21 protein-coding genes are annotated in these 19,488 nt (G+C 60.5%); 16 read left to right on the forward strand and 5 right to left on the reverse strand.

Annotated features, from left to right (window positions below; genetic code table 11):
* The 5 genes from ACTF58_RS05775 (at position 1) to arsC (ending at position 3,471) form a co-directional block, all read left to right on the forward strand.
* Complete coding sequence (locus tag ACTF58_RS05775; protein WP_438991022.1) at positions 1-570, forward strand: peroxidase-related enzyme; 570 nt, start codon at positions 1-3, stop codon at positions 568-570.
* Complete coding sequence (locus tag ACTF58_RS05780; protein WP_438991023.1) at positions 542-1,519, forward strand: OmpA family protein; 978 nt, start codon at positions 542-544, stop codon at positions 1,517-1,519. The genes ACTF58_RS05775 and ACTF58_RS05780 overlap by 29 nt, the downstream gene beginning before the upstream one ends.
* A gap of 224 nt (positions 1,520-1,743) precedes the next feature.
* Positions 1,744-2,091 (forward strand): DUF952 domain-containing protein, encoded by a 348-nt coding sequence (locus ACTF58_RS05785; protein WP_438991082.1) that lies wholly within the window; start codon positions 1,744-1,746, stop codon positions 2,089-2,091.
* On the forward strand, positions 2,084-3,142 hold the full coding sequence (locus ACTF58_RS05790) for a quinone-dependent dihydroorotate dehydrogenase (RefSeq protein ID WP_438991024.1): 1,059 nt from the start codon (positions 2,084-2,086) through the stop codon (positions 3,140-3,142). Before ACTF58_RS05785 ends, ACTF58_RS05790 begins: the two co-directional genes overlap by 8 nt.
* A complete protein-coding gene (gene arsC, locus ACTF58_RS05795; protein ID WP_438991025.1) occupies positions 3,133-3,471 on the forward strand; it encodes an arsenate reductase (glutaredoxin) in 339 nt (112 codons plus the stop codon). The genes ACTF58_RS05790 and arsC overlap by 10 nt, the downstream gene beginning before the upstream one ends.
* Positions 3,472-3,474: 3 nt before the next feature.
* Here the strand turns inward: arsC and ACTF58_RS05800 are convergent, their stop codons facing one another.
* From ACTF58_RS05800 to ACTF58_RS05810, 3 genes are read right to left on the reverse strand one after another with little or no spacing between them, the layout of a single operon-like run.
* Complete coding sequence (locus ACTF58_RS05800) at positions 3,475-4,800, reverse strand: MATE family efflux transporter (protein WP_438991026.1); 1,326 nt, start codon at positions 4,798-4,800, stop codon at positions 3,475-3,477.
* Positions 4,793-5,305, reverse strand: a complete 513-nt coding sequence (locus ACTF58_RS05805) for a PaaI family thioesterase (RefSeq protein ID WP_438991027.1) — start codon at positions 5,303-5,305, stop codon at positions 4,793-4,795. The genes ACTF58_RS05800 and ACTF58_RS05805 overlap by 8 nt, the downstream gene beginning before the upstream one ends.
* Before the next feature lie 2 nt (positions 5,306-5,307).
* A complete protein-coding gene (locus ACTF58_RS05810) occupies positions 5,308-5,721 on the reverse strand; it encodes a PaaI family thioesterase (RefSeq protein WP_438991028.1) in 414 nt (137 codons plus the stop codon).
* Between the two features lie 126 nt (positions 5,722-5,847).
* On the opposite strand from ACTF58_RS05810, the gene ACTF58_RS05815 reads away from it, so the two are divergent.
* The 9 genes from ACTF58_RS05815 to ACTF58_RS05855 all read left to right on the forward strand — a co-directional run bounded on the left by ACTF58_RS05815 (position 5,848) and on the right by ACTF58_RS05855 (position 14,581).
* On the forward strand, positions 5,848-6,225 hold the full coding sequence (locus ACTF58_RS05815; RefSeq protein WP_438991029.1) for a MerR family transcriptional regulator: 378 nt from the start codon (positions 5,848-5,850) through the stop codon (positions 6,223-6,225).
* 95 nt (positions 6,226-6,320) lie between these two features.
* Positions 6,321-6,728, forward strand: a complete 408-nt coding sequence (locus ACTF58_RS05820; RefSeq protein WP_438991030.1) for a MerR family transcriptional regulator — start codon at positions 6,321-6,323, stop codon at positions 6,726-6,728.
* 39 nt (positions 6,729-6,767) lie between these two features.
* Complete coding sequence (locus ACTF58_RS05825) at positions 6,768-8,543, forward strand: acyl-CoA dehydrogenase C-terminal domain-containing protein (protein ID WP_438991031.1); 1,776 nt, start codon at positions 6,768-6,770, stop codon at positions 8,541-8,543.
* Between the two features lie 27 nt (positions 8,544-8,570).
* Entirely contained in the window at positions 8,571-8,783 is a 213-nt protein-coding gene (locus ACTF58_RS05830; RefSeq protein WP_089887152.1) for a hypothetical protein, read from the forward strand.
* A gap of 23 nt (positions 8,784-8,806) precedes the next feature.
* Positions 8,807-9,946, forward strand: coding sequence for an acyl-CoA dehydrogenase family protein (locus ACTF58_RS05835; protein ID WP_438991032.1), 1,140 nt, complete (start codon positions 8,807-8,809; stop codon positions 9,944-9,946).
* An 82-nt stretch (positions 9,947-10,028) separates the two neighbouring features.
* Positions 10,029-10,661: a glutathione S-transferase family protein gene (locus ACTF58_RS05840; protein ID WP_438991033.1), complete on the forward strand. Its 633-nt coding sequence runs from the start codon at positions 10,029-10,031 to the stop codon at positions 10,659-10,661.
* Between the two features lie 27 nt (positions 10,662-10,688).
* Positions 10,689-11,900, forward strand: coding sequence for an acetyl-CoA C-acetyltransferase (locus tag ACTF58_RS05845; RefSeq protein ID WP_438991034.1), 1,212 nt, complete (start codon positions 10,689-10,691; stop codon positions 11,898-11,900).
* 72 nt (positions 11,901-11,972) lie between these two features.
* The gene (locus ACTF58_RS05850; RefSeq protein WP_438991035.1) at positions 11,973-12,386 is read left to right on the forward strand and encodes a hypothetical protein; all 414 of its coding nucleotides are present in this window, start codon (positions 11,973-11,975) and stop codon (positions 12,384-12,386) included.
* Entirely contained in the window at positions 12,383-14,581 is a 2,199-nt protein-coding gene (locus tag ACTF58_RS05855; RefSeq protein WP_438991036.1) for a 3-hydroxyacyl-CoA dehydrogenase NAD-binding domain-containing protein, read from the forward strand. The genes ACTF58_RS05850 and ACTF58_RS05855 overlap by 4 nt, the downstream gene beginning before the upstream one ends.
* Positions 14,582-14,975: 394 nt before the next feature.
* Here ACTF58_RS05855 and ACTF58_RS05860 read toward each other — a convergent pair whose 3' ends face one another.
* A complete protein-coding gene (locus ACTF58_RS05860; protein ID WP_438991037.1) occupies positions 14,976-15,623 on the reverse strand; it encodes a sulfotransferase family 2 domain-containing protein in 648 nt (215 codons plus the stop codon).
* A gap of 9 nt (positions 15,624-15,632) precedes the next feature.
* Positions 15,633-16,538: a DMT family transporter gene (locus tag ACTF58_RS05865; RefSeq protein ID WP_438991038.1), complete on the reverse strand. Its 906-nt coding sequence runs from the start codon at positions 16,536-16,538 to the stop codon at positions 15,633-15,635.
* 105 nt (positions 16,539-16,643) lie between these two features.
* Here ACTF58_RS05865 and ACTF58_RS05870 point away from each other — a divergent pair, with 105 nt between their 5' ends.
* Both ACTF58_RS05870 and ACTF58_RS05875 read left to right on the forward strand, forming a co-directional pair.
* The gene (locus ACTF58_RS05870; RefSeq protein ID WP_438991039.1) at positions 16,644-18,275 is read left to right on the forward strand and encodes an AMP-binding protein; all 1,632 of its coding nucleotides are present in this window, start codon (positions 16,644-16,646) and stop codon (positions 18,273-18,275) included.
* 187 nt (positions 18,276-18,462) lie between these two features.
* On the forward strand, positions 18,463-19,488 hold the full coding sequence (locus tag ACTF58_RS05875; RefSeq protein WP_438991040.1) for a hypothetical protein: 1,026 nt from the start codon (positions 18,463-18,465) through the stop codon (positions 19,486-19,488).

Genomic DNA, 19,488 nt, shown 5'->3' on the forward strand with positions numbered 1-19,488 from the left:
ATGAGCCATAAACAACCGACTGCACTTGACCTGCCCATGGTCAATCCGCTCCCCGCAGAGACGCAGAAATACTTTGATATCTGTCAAGACAAGCTCGGCCTCGTGCCCAACGTGCTGCAAGCCTATGCCTTTGACATCGACAAGCTCAACGCCTTCACAGCGCTCTACAATGACCTGATGCTCGCCCAAAGCGGCCTCAGCAAGCTTGAGCGCGAGATGATCGCCGTGGCCGTCTCCTCGATCAACAAATGCTTTTACTGCCTCACAGCCCACGGCCAAGCCGTGCGCCAGCTTTCGGGAGATCCGATGCTTGGCGAAATGCTGGTGATGAACTGGCGTTCCGCCGGTCTGGACGCACGCCAAACCGCGATGCTCGGCTTTGCGGAGAAAATCACTGTCGCCAGCCACACAATCGTTGAAGCCGACCGCGAGACCCTGCGCGCCGAAGGCTTCTCGGACCGCGACATCTGGGACATTGCCAATGTCGCAGGCTTTTACAACATGACCAACCGCGTGGCCTCCGCCACAGATATGCGCCCGAATGATGAGTATCACGCGCAATCGCGCTAGTGTTTTCTGCGCCGCACTGGCGCTCCTATACCTGACGGCTGCGCCGCTTCTCGCCGAAGCGCTGGCGCTGCCCTCCAATGCGCGCCTGACCCGAGAAGTTGTGAAAAGCGCCGCAAGCTATTCTGCCCCCGTCGCGCCCTATTCTGCGGGGCTTCTGCCCGTGTTCGACGTGCAGGGGCGCATTACAAAGCAAGCCTACCGCATCCCCCAGCAAGGCATCACACCCCAACAAATCCTGACGCCCATTGAAGAGAGCTTGGAGGCCGCAGGGTTTGAGCCGCTGTTCAAATGCCAGGACAGGTTCTGTGGCGGGTTCGACTTTCGCTTCTCAACCGATGTCTTGCCTGCGCCCGATATGTTTGTAGACCTGTTTGACTATATCTTTCTCACCACACGGCGTCTGCCAGACGGCGGCACAGCCTCTGAGTATATCACCCTCCTTGTGAGCCGCGACAGCACCGCAGGCTATGTCCAGATCATCCAGATCACCCCCACAGGCGCAAGCCCTCTGCCCACAGAACGCGGCGAAGCGCTGGTTGTGGACGCGGTCACCTCATTGCGCCCGCCCGAAAGCCCCATCGGCACCCAGCTCGAAACTCAGGGCCACGCTATTCTGTCGGATCTCGCGTTTGAAACCGGCTCAGCCGACCTTGGCCAAGGTGCATTTGCCAGCCTCGAGGCTCTCGCCACCTATCTGCGCGCCAACCCGAGCCGTAAAGTCGCTCTTGTCGGCCATACCGATACGGTTGGCGCGCTCTCGGGCAATATCGCCCTCTCCAAGCGCCGCGCCACATCGGTCATGCAGCGCCTCGCCACGGCCCATGGCATCCCCAGCGCACAGATGGAAGCGGAAGGCATGGGATATCTCGCCCCCGTCCTGAGCAATCTCACGCCAGAGGGGCGTGAGGCCAACAGGCGTGTCGAAGTGGTGCTCCTCAGCACAGAGTGACGCCGTGCCTCTCGTCAGCGGGGCGCTGGCCCGAGGGCAGAAAGATCGAATTTGCTTCGCAAATCCGACCATGAGGGGCTCTGCCCCTCACCCCGGGATATTTTTAGAAAGAAAAAGAGCCAGAGGCTTTGCGCGTCTCTGGACAGGGCAGCCATTGAATAAATCCTGTGTGCCCTGTTCCGGCAAGGCTTGACGCTCCAGAAGAGAGCAGGCATTTGGCATTTATGCTGATCCTCAAGATATTCCGCGCCCCCGAATGGGCGGCCCTGCGCGCAAACGGCGAAAGCCAAGGCGCGCCGATTGATATAGCCGATGGCTATGTGCATTTTTCCACGCCCACACAGGCTCAAGAGACCGCCGCCAAGCATTTTGCCGGCGAAGAGGGTCTTGTCTTGCTGGCGGTTGAGTCTGACGCCGTCGATGACGCGCTCGAATGGGAAGTCTCGCGCGGCGATGATCTTTTTCCGCATCTTTACCGCAACCTGAAGCTATCGGATGTCGTCGCGTATTGGCCGTTGCCGCTTGTTGATGGTGTTCATGTCTTCCCGAAAGAGGCGCTGGCCGATGACTAAGCTCGAAGCGCTTGCCCTCAAAGCCATGCACGCTTTTGACCCCGAGCGCGCTCACGGCCTCGCCCTATCCGCGCTCAAGCTCGGCCTTGTGCCGCTCTCAGGCCCCGTCACCTCGCCGCGCCTCGCCACCACACTGGCGGGCCTCAGCCTGCCCAATCCTGTCGGCCTCGCCGCTGGCTTTGACAAAAACGCCGAGGTGCTTGGCCCGCTGTCGCGCGCAGGCTTCGGCTTTCTAGAGGTTGGCGCCGTGACCCCCCGCGCCCAAGCAGGCAACCCCAAGCCGCGGCTCTTCCGCCTGCCGGAGGACAAGGCCGTGATCAACCGTTTCGGCTTTAACAACCAAGGCATGGACGCCGCCAACGCACGGCTGGCGCAGCGCCCGAAAGACGCCATCATCGGCCTCAACCTTGGCGCCAACAAAGACAGCGAAAACCGCGCAGAGGACTTCGCCCGCGTGCTCGGCTATTGCGGCGCGCATCTTGACTTTGCCACCGTCAATGTCTCCTCTCCCAACACAGAAAAGCTGCGCGATCTGCAAGGCGCCGAAGCGCTTTCGGCCCTGCTCGCGGGGGTCATGGAGGCCAACAGCTGGCTCAAGACGCCGCTGCCTGTGTTTCTCAAAATCGCGCCCGACCTGAGCGATATGGAAATCAGCGAAATCGCTGATGTCGCCCGCGCCCAAGGCCTCAGCGCCATCATCGCGACCAACACAACCCTGTCACGCGAGGGCCTGCAAAACGCCGCCAAATCCGAGGCAGGCGGCCTCTCCGGCGCGCCGCTTTTTGAGCGCTCCACGCAGGTGTTGGCAAAGCTCTCCAAAGCCACCGAGGGCAAGCTCCCCCTCGTCGGTGTCGGCGGCATCGCCACGGCCGAGCAGGCCTATGCCAAAATTCGCGCAGGGGCCTCTGCGGTGCAGCTTTACTCCGCTCTCGTCTATCACGGCCTCAGCCTCGCCGGCGAGATCGCCCATGGCCTTGATGCGCTGCTTGAAAAAGACGGTTTTGCCAATGTGGCCGAGGCCGTCGGCACAGGGCGTGACGCATGGCTCTGATCATCTGGCACAACCCGCGGTGCTCAAAATCGCGCCAGACGCTGGCGCTGATCGAAGCGCACGCGCCCGAAGTGCGCCTTTACCTCACGGACGCCCCAAGCGAGGCCGAGCTGCGCGCCGCCGCCAAAGCGCTTGGCCTGAAGCCAATCGAGATGATGCGCACAGGCGAGCCCGAGTTCAAAGCCGAGGGCCTTAGCCAAGACAGCTCCGAGGACGCCCTCTTCGCCGCCATGGCCCGCGTTCCCAAGCTCATCGAGCGCCCGATGGTGTTTGCGGGGGCGAAAGCCGCGATAGGCCGCCCGCCCGAGGCCGTGCTCGGCCTGCTCTGAGGCTCAGCCCCCCACGCTGCGCTCCAGCGCAGGGTAGCGCAGCCCAAGCGTCACACCGCGCGCCACAAAGCTGATCAACATCGCCGCCCAAAGCCCATGGTTGCCAATAGCAGGCAGCAAAAGCGCCACCGCAGCCAGATAGATCGCAAGGCTCACCGCCATCATATTGCGCATATCTTTCGTGCGCGTCGCACCGATAAAAATGCCATCAAGCATAAAACTGAAGACCCCGAGGATGGGCGCAACAACCAGATAAGGCACGAACACCCGCGCCGTCTCGCGGACCGCCTCATTGGTCGCCATCATGTCGATCATCGCGCCACTGAAAAAAGCAAACCCGCCGACCAGCAGACACACCGCTCCAAAGGCCCAAAGGCTCGTCAGGATTGCGCCGCGCCTGAGCATGGCCCGCGCCTTCGCGCCCGTCGCATGGCCCACAAGCGCTTCCGCCGCAAAGGCAAACCCGTCAAGCGCAAAGGCCGAGACGGTGAGGAACTGCATCAAGACCTGATTGGCCGCCAGCGTCACATCGCCAAGACCCGACCCGAAGAACAGAAACGACACGAAGATGGCCTGAAGCATCAGCGAGCGCAGCAGAATATCCCCGTTCACCGAGGCAAAGCGCAGCAGCGTCTCCGCATCCAAGATCCGCGCACGGTCACGCCACGCAGGGTTGTCCAGAACATCACGACAGAGCCAAAGCCCCAGCGCCAGCCCGCTCCACTCGGCCATAAAGGTGGCCAGCGCAACGCCCTCAACACCCCAGCCAAGCCCCATCACAAACCACAAATCAAGGGCAATATTCAGCCCGTTCATCCAGAGTTGCAGCAGCAAGACAGATGTGGTGCGCTCGCGCGCAATAAGCCAGCCCGTGATCCCGTAAAGCGCAATCATAGCAGGCGCTGACCAGACACGGATCGACATATAATCTCGCGCCAGAGCTTCCACCTCAGCGCTCGCGGGCGAAGCCCAGAAGGCAATGGCAAACAAAGGCACTTGGCAACCTATGATAAACACACCCCCCGCAACCCCGACCAGCAAGGCCCGGCTCAGCATAGCCGAAACCTCGCCCGCGCGCCCCGCGCCCAGCGCATTGGCCGTCAGCCCTGTTGTGCCCATGCGCAAAAAGCCGAAGATCCAGTAAAAAGCCGAGAGGATAATCGCCCCGATGCCCACCGCCCCGATCGGCGCGGCAAGTCCCATCTGCCCGATCACAGCCGTATCCACCACACCCAGAATGGGCACAGTGATATTGGCCAACACAATCGGAACGGCGATCTTGAGCACCCGCCGGTGGGTGATCTCCCTGTCGCCTATCGCCTCACTCATCCCGCCGCGGAGGCATCAGAAAATGCCCCGTGCCCTGGGCAAAAATGCGGTTGCGATTGTCTTGCCACGCCTCGACATGAACGCTGGCATAGCGCCGTCCTGAGCGGTTGACCTTGGCCCGCGCATAGGCGTCGCGCGGCAGGCCCGTGCGCAGATAGTCGATGGTAAAATCGATGGTCTTGGGCAGCCGTGGCAGCTGGCCTTTGACAACCTCCTCGGCGTCCATCTCGCCGCGCTCGATCTCGTCCCAAAGCACAGACCAGCCAAGCCCGATCACGGCCGCCACTTCCATAAACCCAGAGATCGCCCCGCCATGCAGCGCTGGCAACATTGGGTTGCCAATCAGCTTGTCGTCATAGGGCAGAACAGCGGTCAGCTCGTCTCCCCTGCGGTCAAACTCGATTCCCATAAAGGTGATGTAAGGCACACCATGCACCAAGGCGCTCAGGGCCGCGTCGCGGCGTTGCTTGATAACCTGCACAGGCTCGGGGCGTTTGTAAGCCATGCTCAGCGCTCCACCGTAAAGGCGCCCGTGGCCGTGGCCACCGGGTTGTCTTTGTCGTCGTCTGTCGCCGTGGCGCGGACAAAGGCCACCGAGCGGGTGATATGATAGCAATGCGCCTCCGTGGCGATGGTCTGGCCGGGCGTCGCGGGGCGCATATAATCAATGCGCAAATCAATCGTCGCCGTGCCGGCAGGGCTGCTCGGATGGCTCATGGCCGCCGCACCACAACAGGTGTCCATCAGCGCCGACACCGCCCCACCATGAATCACTCCCGTCTCGGGGTCGCCCACAAGCGCCTCCGAATAGGGCATTTCAATGCGTGCGTAACCGTCTCCGATATCGGTCAGCGCCATGCCCAGCGCGCGGCTGTGCGGGATCGCGGAAATAAACTGCTTGGCAATTTTGGCTTTGTCCATTGGGCACATGGCCTCCTTTGGCGGCATACTTCCAGAGCCATGCCGCCTTCGCAAGCCGTAACAGGGCGATTGTGTGCCTTGTGTCTTTTGGCAAGCCGCCCTAGGGTCCGCCCGAGGAGACACGGCATGACGGACACTCGGCTCAATTTCAAAGATATGTGCGCCAGATTCGATGTAACCCCGCGCACGTTGCGCTACTATGAATATATAGAATTGCTCCAGCCCGAGCGCGACGGCCGTGCCCGGTTTTACTCCGCACGCGAAGTCGCGCGCATGACGCTGATCATGCGTGGCCGCCGCTGGGGCTTCCCTCTGGAAGACATCCGCCAGTTCCTGCTTGTCTATGAAGAGCACGGCACCAAAGCCCAGCTCCAACATTGGATCGACATGGCCGATGGCAAACTTGTCGAGCTGGAACAACAGCGCCGCGACCTGAACACAGCCATAGAAGAACTCACGGAAAACCGCCGGGAAACACTGGAAACACTGGCCAGCAAGAAGTGACGTAACGTATTCTTTACGTCAACGTAAAGTTCCCCTTGAACGACTCACCTCCGCTTTGCATCTAGACATCACCCGTTCCCAAACGAGATGTTGTTATGCCCGATACAGACCGACTGATGACAATCCGCGAGATGTGCGACGCCTATGAGGTGACGCCCCGCACCCTGCGCTTTTATGAGGCAAAAGAGCTTCTCGCGCCGCACAGGGAAGGCCAGAAGCGGCTGTTTACCCGCCGCGACCGCGCCCGCCTGACGCTGATTCTGCGCGGCAAACGCTTCGGCTTCTCGCTCGAAGAAATCCGCCAGCTGCTTGAGCTTTACAACATGGGCGACCAGCAGCAGACCCAGCTCGCCCGAACCTTCGCCATCGCTCAAGAGCGTCTTGCCGATATGGAACGCCAGCGCGACGAGCTGACCGCCGCCATATCCGATCTGTCCGAGCAGATCGCAGAGGTCGCAAAGACCCTCGCCAATATGAGCGAAGGCAAAAACGCCGCCGAATAAACCCGCCAGACCAGATTTCAGACGTCACGGAGACACCAGATGCCCAGTTACACAGCCCCCGTCAAAGACCTTCAATTCGTCTTGCATGAGGTTCTCAAAGCCAGCGCCTCCGATATCGCGGGCTACAGCGAGCTTGAGCCAGACTTCACAGCCGCCGTGCTGGAGGAAGCTGGCAAGCTCTGCTCGGATGTCCTCGCGCCGCTAAATGCGGTTGGTGACACAGAAGGCTGCGCGCTGGAAAACGGCGTTGTGCGTGTGCCCACAGGCTTCAAAGACGCGTTTGATCAGGTCCGCGCAGGCGGCTGGACGGGCCTTGATATGCCCGAAGCCTACGGCGGCCAGAATATGCCCTATTTGCTCGGCACAGCTGTTGGCGAGTTGTTTTCCGCCGCAAACCAAGCCTTCACAATGTATCAAGGCCTGACCCATGGTGCCGCCTCCGCCATTCTGGCCCACGGCACAGACGCCCAAAAAGAGACTTTCCTGCCCAAAATGGTCAGCTGCGAATGGACAGGCACAATGAACCTGACCGAGCCGCACTGCGGCACAGACCTTGGCCTCATGCGCACCAAAGCCGAGCCGCAAGACGATGGCAGCTTCAAGCTCTCGGGCCAGAAGATCTTCATCTCCTCAGGCGAACACGAGATGGCCGACAACATTATCCATTTGGTTCTCGCCAAAATCCCGGGCGGCCCCGACGGGATCAAAGGCGTATCGCTCTTTATCGTGCCCAAATTCATGGTCAACGAAGACGGCTCCCTTGGCGCGCGCAACGGGGTGAGCTGTGGCGCTCTTGAGGAGAAAATGGGCATTCACGGCAACGCGACCTGCGTGATGAACTATGACGCAGCCACAGGCTACTTGCTCGGAACCGAGCACAAAGGAATGCGCGCCATGTTCACCATGATGAACGAAGCCCGCATCGGCGTCGGGATGCAGGGGTTGGCGCAAGCCGAAGCCGCCTATCAGAACGCTGTTATCTATGCCAAAGACCGCCTCCAAGGCCGCGATGTCACAGGCGTGAAAAACCCCGATGGCCCCGCCGACCCTCTGATCGTCCACCCCGATGTGCGCCGTATGCTGATGGATCAGAAAAGCTTCGTGGAAGGCGCCCGCGCCTTTATCCTTTGGGGGTCCTCGCTCATTGATGCCGCCCACCGCGCGGGCGACACAGACGCCGACGGCCTGATCTCGCTGATGACCCCCGTCATCAAAGGCTTCCTCACCGATGTCGGCTATGACATGACCGTGCAGGCCCAGCAGGTTTACGGCGGCCACGGCTATATCGAAGAATGGGGAATGTCCCAGTTCACCCGCGATGCGCGCATTGCCATGATCTATGAGGGTGCCAACGGCGTTCAGGCGCTTGATCTGGTGGGCCGCAAGCTCGCTCAGGACGGTGGCAAGCACGTGATGGCCTTCTTTGACATGGTCAAAAACTTCTGCGCCGACCAGAAAGATGTCGCAGGCATGGAAGCCTTCGTCGAGCCGCTCAAAAGCGCCTCCAAAGATCTTCAGGCCGCAGGGATGTTTTTCATGCAAAACGGCATGAAAAGCCCCAACGCCGCGCTGGCTGGCTCGACAGACTTCATGCACATGATGGGTCACGTCTGCTTGGGCCTGATGTGGGCGCGTATGGCCCGCGCCAGCCTTGATGCCCTCGCGTCATCTCCCGCTGACGCAGCGTTCTACGAGACGAAGCTCGCCACAGGCCGCTACTATATGGCACGCCGCCTGCCTGCGACCGCGCTGCATTTGACTCGTATTCAAAGCGGAGCCGAAACAGTCATGGCTCTAAGTGAAGACCAGTTCTGACGTTTTACCAATAAGGAGCTTTGCCCAATGCCAAAACGCTTCCGCCTGACCCGCCGTTTTCCCGCCGCAATGACGGAAGACGGCTACCGCAGGCTCAAGCGCTTCGCCTCCGACGCGGGGCTGGATGAGGGCGAGGCGCTGAGTTTTCTGTTTGAAAACTTTGAAAGCGTCATGAACCACGAAAACCTGACGGCGCGCCTCAGGCTCTTCAATTCGGAGCTGGACGCGCGCAAAAGATAAATCTTCTGGGGAGGAGAAAGACTATGGCTTCCGCATGGATGACCGAAGAACACCAAATGATCGCCGATATGACGCAGAAGTTCATCACCGAGGAATGGATGCCGCGGTATGACACATGGCGCAAACAAGGCGAGATGGACCGCTCCACATGGAACGAGGCGGGCGCGCTCGGCCTCCTTTGCCCGTCGATCCCCGAAGAATACGGCGGCGCAGGCGGCGATTTCGGCCACGAAGCCGCAATCCTGATCGAAGCCTCCCGCGCCAATCTGGCGAGCTGGGGCAATGGCATTCACTCGGGCATCGTTGCCCATTACATCCTCGCCTATGGCTCTGAAGAGCAGAAAAAGCGCTGGCTGCCCAAGATGGTCTCGGGCGAAATGGTCGGCGCGCTAGCGATGACAGAGCCGTCCGGCGGCTCCGATGTGCAGCGGATCAAAACCCGCGCCATCAAAGACGGCAACGCCTACCGCCTCACCGGCTCCAAGACCTTTATCACCAATGGCCAACACGCCGACCTCATAATTGTTGCGGCCAAAACAGACCCCAAAGAAGGCTCCAAAGGCACGTCTCTCATTGTCGTTGAAGCCGACGGCGCGACAGGCTTCTCCCGTGGGCGCAACCTTGACAAAGTCGGCTGCCATGCCGCCGACACCTCCGAGCTGTTCTTTGACAACGTCGAAATCCCGCCCGAAAACCTGCTCGGCGGCGAAGAAGGCCAAGGCTTTTATCAGATGATGAAACAGCTCCCCCAAGAGCGCCTCATCATCGGCTGCGGCGCCGTCGGCGCCATGCAGGGCGCCGTCGAACGCACGATAGAATACTGCCGCGAGCGCGAAGCCTTCGGCGGCCCGATCATGCAGTTCCAGAACACCCGCTTCAAACTCGCCGAATGCAAAACCAAACTCACAGTCGCCCGCGCCTTTCTGGACGAGTGCATGGCCGAACACCTGCGCGGCGAACTAACGGTCGAAAAAGCCGCAATGGCCAAATACTGGCTCACCGACACCCAAGGCGAAGTGCTGGACGAATGTGTCCAGCTCCACGGCGGCTATGGCTATATGCAGGAATACGCCATCGCCGAAATGTGGGCCGACGCCCGTGTGCAGCGCATCTACGGCGGCACCAATGAAATCATGAAAGAGCTGATCTCCAGAAACCTCTGACGCCCTTTCTGTTTGCTCAAAATATCCTGCGGGGGTCTGGGGGTGCAAAACCCCCAGCTCCGCCAGCCAAAAGGACCACGCCATGACAATCAAACTTCACTGCTTCGGCGAAAGCGGCAACGCCTACAAAGCCGCGCTCGCGCTTGAGCTGTCTGGCCTGCCGTGGGAGCCTGTCTATGTCGACTTCTTCGGCGGTGCCGCCCGCACCCCCGAATGGCGCGACAAAAACGTGATGGGCGAAGCCCCCGTGCTGGAAGACGGCGATATCCGCCTGACCCAGTCAGGCGTGATCCAGCAATATATCACCGACAAAAGCGGCAAATTCGGCGGCGCTCCCGAGGATAAATACGAGGTCCTGCGCTGGGTGCTCTGGGACAATCACAAGATGTCATCCCAAGCGGGCGTGACGCGCTTTCTGATGAATTTCCTGCCCGAAGACAAACGCCCGCAAGAGGTCATCGGCTTTCTGCAAGGCCGTCTCAAGGGCGCCTATGCCACGCTTGAGGCCCATCTTGAGGGCCGCGACTATATCGTCGGCTCAGGCCTGACAAACGCCGATCTCTCAAACTGCGGCTATCTCTTTTATCCAGAGCCGTTTGGCTTTGTGCGCGCCGACTGGCCCAATATCGACCGCTGGCTCGCCAATATCGAAAACACCGAAGGGTTCAAATACCCCTATGATCTGATGCCCGGCAGCCCCGCTGACCGCGCCTAAATTCTTGCGAACGACAGGAGTCACACCATGACCGAAGCCTATATCTACGACGCCGTGCGCACGCCCCGTGGCAAGGGCCGCAAAGACGGCAGCCTGCACGAAGTCTCCGCCGCGCGTCTCTCCGCCGTGGCGCTCAATGCCCTCAAAGAGCGCAATGGTCTTGACGGCCACGCCGTTGAAGACGTCATCTGGGGCAATGTCACGCAAGTCGCCGAGCAAGGGGCCTGCCTTGCGCGCACAGCCGTTCTCGCCTCCGATCTGGATGAAAGCATCCCCGGCCTCTCGATCAACCGCTTCTGCGCCTCAGGCCTTGAGGCCGTCAATCTGGCCGCCAATCAGGTCCGCGGCGGCGCGGGCAACGGTTATATCGCCGGCGGCGTCGAGTGTATGAGCCGCGTGCCCATGGGCAGTGACGGTGGCGCAATCGCCGTTGATCCCGCCATCGCGATTGACAACTACTTTGTCCCCCAAGGCATCTCCGCCGACATCATCGCCACCAGATATGGCTTCACCCGCGACCAAGCCGACGCCATGGCCGTCGAAAGCCAGAAGCGCGCCAAAGCCGCGTGGGACGCGGGCCATTTCTCCCGCTCCGTCGTGCCTGTCTATGATGTCAACGGCCTGCCCATTCTGGCCTATGACGAGTTCATGCGCCCCGAAACCGATATGCAAAGCCTCGGCGCGCTGAACCCCTCGTTCAAGCAAATGGGCGAGGTCATGCCCGGCTTTGACAAGATCGCATTGCTGAAATACCCCGAGCTTGAGCGCATCAATCACATTCACCACGCGGGCAACTCCTCAGGCATCGTTGATGGCGCAGCCGCTGTCCTCATTGGCAACAAAGAGCTCGGCGAGCAACTGGGCCTCAAGCCGCGCGCGCGCATCCGCGCCACCGCCAAGATCGGCACAGACCCGACAATCATGCTCACAGGCCCCGTCCCCGTGACAGAGAAAATCCTGCGCGAAAGCGGCATGAGCATCGGCGACATCGACCTTTTTGAAGTCAACGAAGCTTTCGCCTCGGTCGTCATGCGCTTTGAGCAGGCGTTTGATGTCGATCACGCCAAGGTCAACGTCAACGGCGGCTCCATCGCCATGGGCCACCCGCTCGGTGCGACAGGTGCAATGATCCTCTCCGCCCTGCTGGATGAGCTTGAGCGCAGCGATAAAGAGACAGGCCTCGCCACGCTCTGCATCGGCTCAGGCATGGGCGCCGCAACAATCATCGAACGGGTCTAAGCCAAACCGATGATGTGCCCTAAAGACATATATCAAGCTCACCTCGACGCCGTCGGGCAAGCCTTATGGGATATGGATTTTTCCACAGTGCTGGATCACCTCCACTATCCCTGCTTTATCGAGACAGATGACGCGACCTTGCATATCCCCACGAGAGAGTCCTACCTGCCCTCCCTCAAAAGCCTTCGCGCCAACCTCACCAGGCATGGGGTTACAGCCTACTACAGGATCTGCCGTGAAGCGATTTTCGCGCATGAAGATCCAAACCGTATCGAAGGCATTCACGAGGTCTACGCCCTTAGCGGTGCAACCCCCGTGATCGAGCCTTGCCTCACCCAAATGACACTGATTCAACGAGATGAAAAATGGCTAGGCGCAGGCCTGCGCGCAGCCACCTCAAACACGCATTGGCAGTTGATCAAACACCCCGAGCCAAAGAACGGCTCTCCAGCGGCAACCGCTGAGTTAAAGGAGACACAATCATGAGTGATTTCACCCTCGCAAAAGACGCCCAAGGCATCGCCACCATCACATGGGACACGGCTGGAAAGTCGATGAATGTGATGAGCATTCAGGGCTTTTCCGATCTCTCCGATCTGGTTGATGATGCCCTCGCAGATGATGCCGTCAAAGGCATCATCATCACCTCTGGCAAAGCGGGCAGCTTCGCAGGCGGCATGGACCTCAACGTGATCGCCAAGATGAAAGACGACGCAGGCGACGAGCCAGCCAAAGGCCTCTTTGATGGCGTCATGGGGATGCACGCCGTCCTGCGCAAAATCGAACGCGCAGGCATGGACCCGAAGACAAACAAAGGCGGCAAGCCCGTCGCCTGCGTCATGCCGGGCACAGCCCTCGGCATCGGCTTTGAAATTCCCCTCGCCTGCCACCGCACCTTTGTGGCGAACAACCCGAAAGCCAAAATCGGCCTGCCCGAAATCATGGTCGGCATCTTCCCCGGTGCAGGCGGCACAACCCGCCTTGTGCGCAAACTCGGCGCAATGGCCGCAGCACCTTTCCTGTTGCAAGGCAAGCTCTCCGATCCCGTCAAAGCCAAGCAAGCAGGCCTCGTTGACGAGGTCTCAGATGATCCGATGGCAGACGCCCGCGCATGGGTGCTTTCCGAGCCAAACATCGTCAAACCATGGGATGAAAAGGGCTACAAAATGCCCGGCGGCACGCCCTATCACCCCGCCGGTTTCATGACTTTCCTTGGCGCTTCCGTCATGGTCCACTCCGAAACCCAAGGCGCATTCCCCGCGGCCAAGGCGCTCTTGTCCGCCGTCTACGAAGGCGCGCTGGTGCCCTTTGACACCGCCCTCAAGATCGAGACACGCTGGTTCGTCCACACCCTGATGAACCCGAGTTCCGCCGCCATGATCCGCTCGCTCTTCATCAACAAAGAAGCGCTCGACAAAGGCGCAGTTCGCCCCGCAGGTGTGCCTGATCAGCGCGTCAAAAAGCTCGGCGTCCTAGGCGCAGGCATGATGGGCGCAGGCATAGCTCTTGTCTCGGCCCAAGCAGGTATCGACGTTGTGCTCATTGATCGCGACCAAGCCGCCGCCGACAAGGGCCGCGCCTATACCGCCAGCTACATGGACAAAGGGATCGCCCGCAAAAAAGCGACACCCGAGAAGAAAGAAGAGATCCTCGCGCGCATCACAGCGACGCCTGACCTTGATGCCCTCAAAGACTGTGATCTGATCATCGAAGCGGTGTTTGAAGACCCGAGCGTCAAAGCCGAGATGACCAAAAAGGTCGAAGCCGTGATCCCCGAAGATTGCATCTTTGCCTCCAACACCTCGACCCTGCCGATCACCGATCTGGCCAAAGCCTCCTCGCGCGCCGAGCAGTTCATCGGCATTCACTTCTTCTCGCCCGTCGAGAAAATGCTGCTCGTCGAGATCATCAAAGGCGAGAAAACAGGTGACCGCGCCGTCGCCAAGGCGCTCGACTATGTCCGCCAGATCCGCAAAACCCCGATCGTTGTGAATGATGCGCGCTTCTTCTACGCCAACCGCTGCATCATCCCCTATATCAACGAGGGCCTGCGCATGGTCACAGAAGGGGTCGCCCCCTCGCTGATCGACAACGCCGCGCGCCAGCTTGGCTTTCCTGTCGGCCCGCTTCAGCTCAATGACGAAACCTCGATTGATCTCGGCGCCAAAATTGCCCGCGCCACCAAAGCCGCCATGGGCGCAGACTATCCCGACAGCCCGTCAGACGACCTTATCTTCTGGATGGAGGCCGAGGGCCGCTTGGGCCGCAAGGCCAACGCGGGCTTTTTTGACTATGACGACAAAGGCAAGCGCACAGGCTTCTGGCCCGGTCTGGGCGAAAAATACCCCCTCGCAGAGGAGCAGCCGAGCCTCATTGAGGTGCAAGAGCGGCTCATGTTCGCACAAGTCTTGGAGGCCGTGCGCGCCCTCGAAGAAGGCGTGCTCATGGACATCCGCGAAGGCGATGTCGGGGCCATCCTCGCATGGGGCTTCGCGCCGTGGTCAGGTGGCCCGCTCTCATGGCTCGACATGATCGGAACACCCTACGCCGCCGAGCGCACAGCCGAACTGGCCGCGCAATACGGCCCCCGATTTGCGACACCAGCGCTGCTGGAGGACATGGCGAAAAAAGGACAGAGCTTTTACACGCGCTTCGCCCCGTCAGCCGACAAAGCGGCCTAAAAACTAGCAAGCGGGTGCGCGTCACAGGCGCACCCGCTCTACTGTGACCGGACGTTGCAAACGCAAGACTCTGGCGAGCCGGGGATTACAAAAGCGCAGCATTGCACAGGCACAGATACCTGCCGAACACCACGCAAAACAAAGGAGTTGGGCCGCATCTCGCGGCGCTCTCTGGCGTGCCGCGCCACGCGCGCGCAAGCCTATCCCCCAAGTGTTCAGCCGCTGGCAGACGGCATTTAACTCTTGATACAAATTGTCTCCGAATCCTGTTGGCGATAGGGCCAAATTAAGACAATTTCAGGGCATTTATTTCCCAAATATGGCAACAATATGGCCAAATCAGCCTTATTGTTGCCATTTGAGCACCAATACCACAGCCCAACCCCGCTCAAACCTAGCCAAAGCAATACCCAAACCGCGCAATATCCACAGCCGACATCTGCGCCACCGCCTCACACTCCGCTGCGCTGTAATAGCGCCGATAGTCCCGCTCGCGCAGGCTTGCATTGGCGCGGGGCAAGGCAAGCTCAAATCCCAGATGCTCCGCAAGCGGCGCTGAATCTTGGGCAAAATGCTCAAGCCTGATGAAAAGCGCCTGCCGCGCCCGCCCATCGCTGCCCGCCATATAGCTTTCATAAGGATGCGCTTTCATCGCCCCCACCACCTCGGGCGCGCGCAAAAAACCGCCAAAATCAAGCCGCTTGGCCGCCCCGACAGCAGGGTGCTCAAAGCGCTGCGCCTTGAGCCAGTGATAATAGCTCACCATCCTGTCCCAAGGGTTGCGCACCAGCGTAAAGCAAAGCATCTGCTCGATCTCACCGTCGCTCACCAGCCCCTCGATGTCGGCCAATGTCGAATGCTTCCAAAGCCGCCCGCGCGCAGGCGCACCCACAAGCTTCTTGCGCCGCTTCTGCGCCTTGGGCGTATCCCCGAGCATCAGATCGTCGCGCATCGCCCGCGCCTCAAGCGCCAGCGCAAGCGAAGTCCCCCCCGTTTTCGGGATATGCACAAAAATATACTGCCGCCCGCGCGAAATAATCATGGCAAAAGCCTAGCTTTGCCGCGAGCGCAAAGCAATCACCGAGCCAGCCACAATAATAAGCGCAACCCCCGCCATCTGCACAGCGCTCAGGCTTTGCCCGAACCAGACAAATGCAAAAGCAGGCCCGAACACCATGATCGAATATTCAAACACCGCCACATAAGAGGCCTCGCCCAGCTGATAGGCGCGGGTCAGGCAAAACACCCCGACAATCGAAAAGAGCACGTGCCCCACCAAAAGCAGGCTCACCCCCTCCATCGGCCAGACCCAGCCCCGCGTCACAAAGGCCAGCGGCCCGCTGATCTCTTCCACGCCAAACACAGCAATCGCCAAAAGCCCGACCAGCCCCAAAACCCCCTGCATCCCCATCGTGCCCGCCAGAAGCGTGCAGGTGCTCTCCCCGCCACACATCCGCCGCGTGATCACCGCGTTAAGCGCATAAAGCACCCCGCCGATCACAGGCACAATCACAAGCGGGCTAAAGCTGCTCGGGCTGACCTCAAGCACAACAAGCGTGCCCAGAAAGCCCGCAATCACCGCACCAATCCGGAAGACGCCAATCCGCTCCCGCAAGAAAAGCGCCGTAATCGTCACAACAATAATCGGCGAGGTAAACAGCCCCGCAAGCGACTGCGCAATCGGCAGAAACGCCAGCGAGGCAAAGTAAAACAACATCGCCGAGGCAAACAGAAAACTGCGCAAAAGCACAGGCCACCAGTTCACAGGCAAGAACCGCTGGCCCAAAAGCCGCGCCACCACAAAAACCACAGGAATGGAAATAAGCAGGCGGATCACATACATCTGCCAAAGGCTGATCACCTCGGCCATCACAACGATAAAGTTATCAATCACCCCAAGGATCAGCATACTCGCCAGCATCCAAAGCGCCGCCGCCACAGGTCTTGTCTCGCTCACGTCATTTCCGCCTTCAAATGGTCGCACTTGGGCTTTTCAAATACGCCATCCTGCGCATAGTCTCTCCCAAACCCGACATAAGCGGGAAAAAACAGGGAGAAGACAATGGCTCAAATGCGCGACGAAACCGGCTTGGACAAAAACGCCGCCAATTTTGTGGCCCTGACGCCGCTCTCACACCTCAAGCGCGCCTCCTATATCTTCCCCGACCGTCTCGCCGTCGCCTACGGCACAGAGCACCGCAAAACATACGCCGAGTATCACGCCCGCGTCAGCGCGCTGGCCTCTGCCCTCGCTGCGGCAGGCATAAAGCCGGGCGATGTCGTCGCCACGCTCTTGCCCAATATTCCCGCCCATTGCGAAGCGCATTTCGCCGTCCCCGCCGCAGGCGCTGTGCTCAACGCCGTCAACACGCGCCTTGATGTCGAGACGATCCGCTATATTTTTGAGCATGGCGAAGCCAGAATGGTGCTGGTCGATACAGAGTTCCTGCCCGCCGTTGAGGCCGCCATCGCCGCCATGGATGGCACGCCCCCCCGGATCATCGAAGTCGCCGATCCCGCCCATGGCCATGCGGCCACAGGGCGACACACCGAATATGAAGCCTTCCTCGCCGGTGGTGATGCAGGGTTCAAATGGATCATGCCCGACGACGAATGGGACAGCCTCGCGCTCAACTATACCTCAGGCACAACAGGCCGCCCCAAAGGCGTCGTCTACCATCACCGCGGCGCATACCTCATGACCATGGGCACAGTGGTCAGCTGGCAGCTCACCCTGCGCCCCGTCTATTTGACAATCGTTCCGTTGTTTCACTGCAACGGCTGGAACCACACCTGGATGATGCCACTGCTTGGCGGCACAATCGTCTGCTGCCGCAACATCACAGCCAAAGCCATCTATGACGCCATCGCCGACGAAGGCGTGACCCATTTTGGCGGCGCACCCATTGTTCTGAACACGCTGGTCAATTGCGATGACAGTGACAGACGCGGCTTTGATCACACCGTTCAGGTCTTCACAGCGGGCGCACCGCCCCCCGCCGCCACGCTGGCGGCGATCGAGCCGCTCGGCTTCAACGTCACACAGGTCTATGGCCTCACAGAAACATACGGCCACGTCACAGAATGCCTCTGGCGCGCCCGCTGGGATGAGCGCCCCTCCGAAGAGCGCTACGCCATCAAAGCCCGCACAGGCGTCCTTATGCCAATGATGGACGAAGCCGTGGTGCTCGACCCCGAGACAATGGCCCCCGTCCCCCATGATGGCAAAACCCAAGGCGAAATCATGATCCGTGGCCACACCGTCATGAAAGGCTATCTGAAAAATCCCGAGGCCACCGCCGAGGCCTTTAAAGGCGGCTTCTTTCACTCGGGCGATCTCGCGATCCAGCACCCTGACACCTATTTGCAGATCATGGACCGCTCCAAAGATATCATCATCTCGGGTGGCGAAAATATCAGCTCAGTTGAGGTCGAAGGCGTGCTCGCCAGCCACCCCGCCGTCTCGCTCTGCGCCGTCGTCGCCAAACCCGATGACAAATGGGGCGAAGTGCCCTGCGCCTTCGTCGAGCTGAAGCCGCGTGCCACAGCCACAGAGGCCGAGCTGATCGCCTTCGCCCGCAGCAAACTGGCCGGCTTCAAAACGCCCAAAAAGGTCGTCTTCCAAGAGCTCCCCAAAACCTCCACAGGCAAAATCCAGAAATTCGAACTGCGCAACACCGCCAAAACCCTCTAAATCTGCGCCTGCTTTTTCTTTCCAAAAATATCCTGGGGGTGAGGCTTCAAAAGCGCACAGCTTTTGAAGCCGAGGGGGCAAAGCCCCCTCCCTGCGCGACGCGGCGAAGCCGCGGCGCAATCCCCCTTTTCACTGGCACATGGCCCATGCTACCCTCTCATAAAAGAGGCAGGAGCAGCCCCACCCGATGACAGCCCTTAAAGAGTATGACCGTATCGAAGCCACAGGCCTCTGGCGCGAAAGCGCCGATGCCCAGCGCCGCGAAGTGATCGTCTCCATAGGCGATGCCACGCTCACAATATCCGATCACAATGACCGCGCCCTCGCCCATTGGTTCCTGCCCGCCATCGAGCGCGCCAATCCGGGCAGCCGCCCCGCGATCTTCCACCCCGATGGCGACCGCACCGAAACACTCGAGCTGGCCGCCGACGAAGCCACCATGATCGACGCCATAGAAAAGCTGCGCTCCCGTATAGAGCGCGCCCGCCCCCATCCGGGCCGCCTGCGCCTCTGGATCAGCCTTGGCGTGGTTGCCGCCGTGGCCGCGCTCTGCGTCTTTTGGCTGCCGTCCGCTGCGCGCGACCATGCCGTGCGTGTTGTCCCCGATGTCAAACGCGCCGAGCTTGGCTCGGCGCTGCTGTCGCGCATCACCCGCGTCGCAGGCCTGCCCTGCGCCGCCCCCGAAGGCACGCGCGCCCTGCGCAAACTCGGTGCGCGCCTGCCCTCGCCTGACGGGGCCGCACGGCTTGTTGTTCTACCCGGCGGCGTGGGTGAGGCCGCGCATTTGCCCGGCGGGGTAATCCTGCTCAACCGCGCCCTGATCGAAGACTTCGAAGAGCCTGACGTGGTCGCAGGCTATATCATCGCCGAGCACCTCGCCGCCGAGCTGCACGACCCTTTGCATGATTTTCTCTCCCATGCGGGCCTCGTCACAAGCCTGCGCCTGCTGACCACAGGCGAGGTGCCAAGCGCCGCCCAAGACGCCTACGCCGAGCATATGCTCACCGAGCCGCGCCCCCTTGTGCCTGACGAAACCCTGCTCAAAGGCTTCGCCGCATGGTCGGTCCGCGCCAGCCCCTATGCCTACGCCCGCGATATCACAGGCGAGGATACGATTGATCTCATAGAGGCCGACCCCTTCGCCACAACCGCGCCCGAGCCGCTGCTCTCGGACAATGACTGGCAGCGCCTCCAAGGCATCTGCGGCGGCTGA

The sequence above is a fragment of the Lentibacter sp. genome (genome assembly GCF_965657785.1).
Lineage (GTDB): Bacteria > Pseudomonadota > Alphaproteobacteria > Rhodobacterales > Rhodobacteraceae > Lentibacter.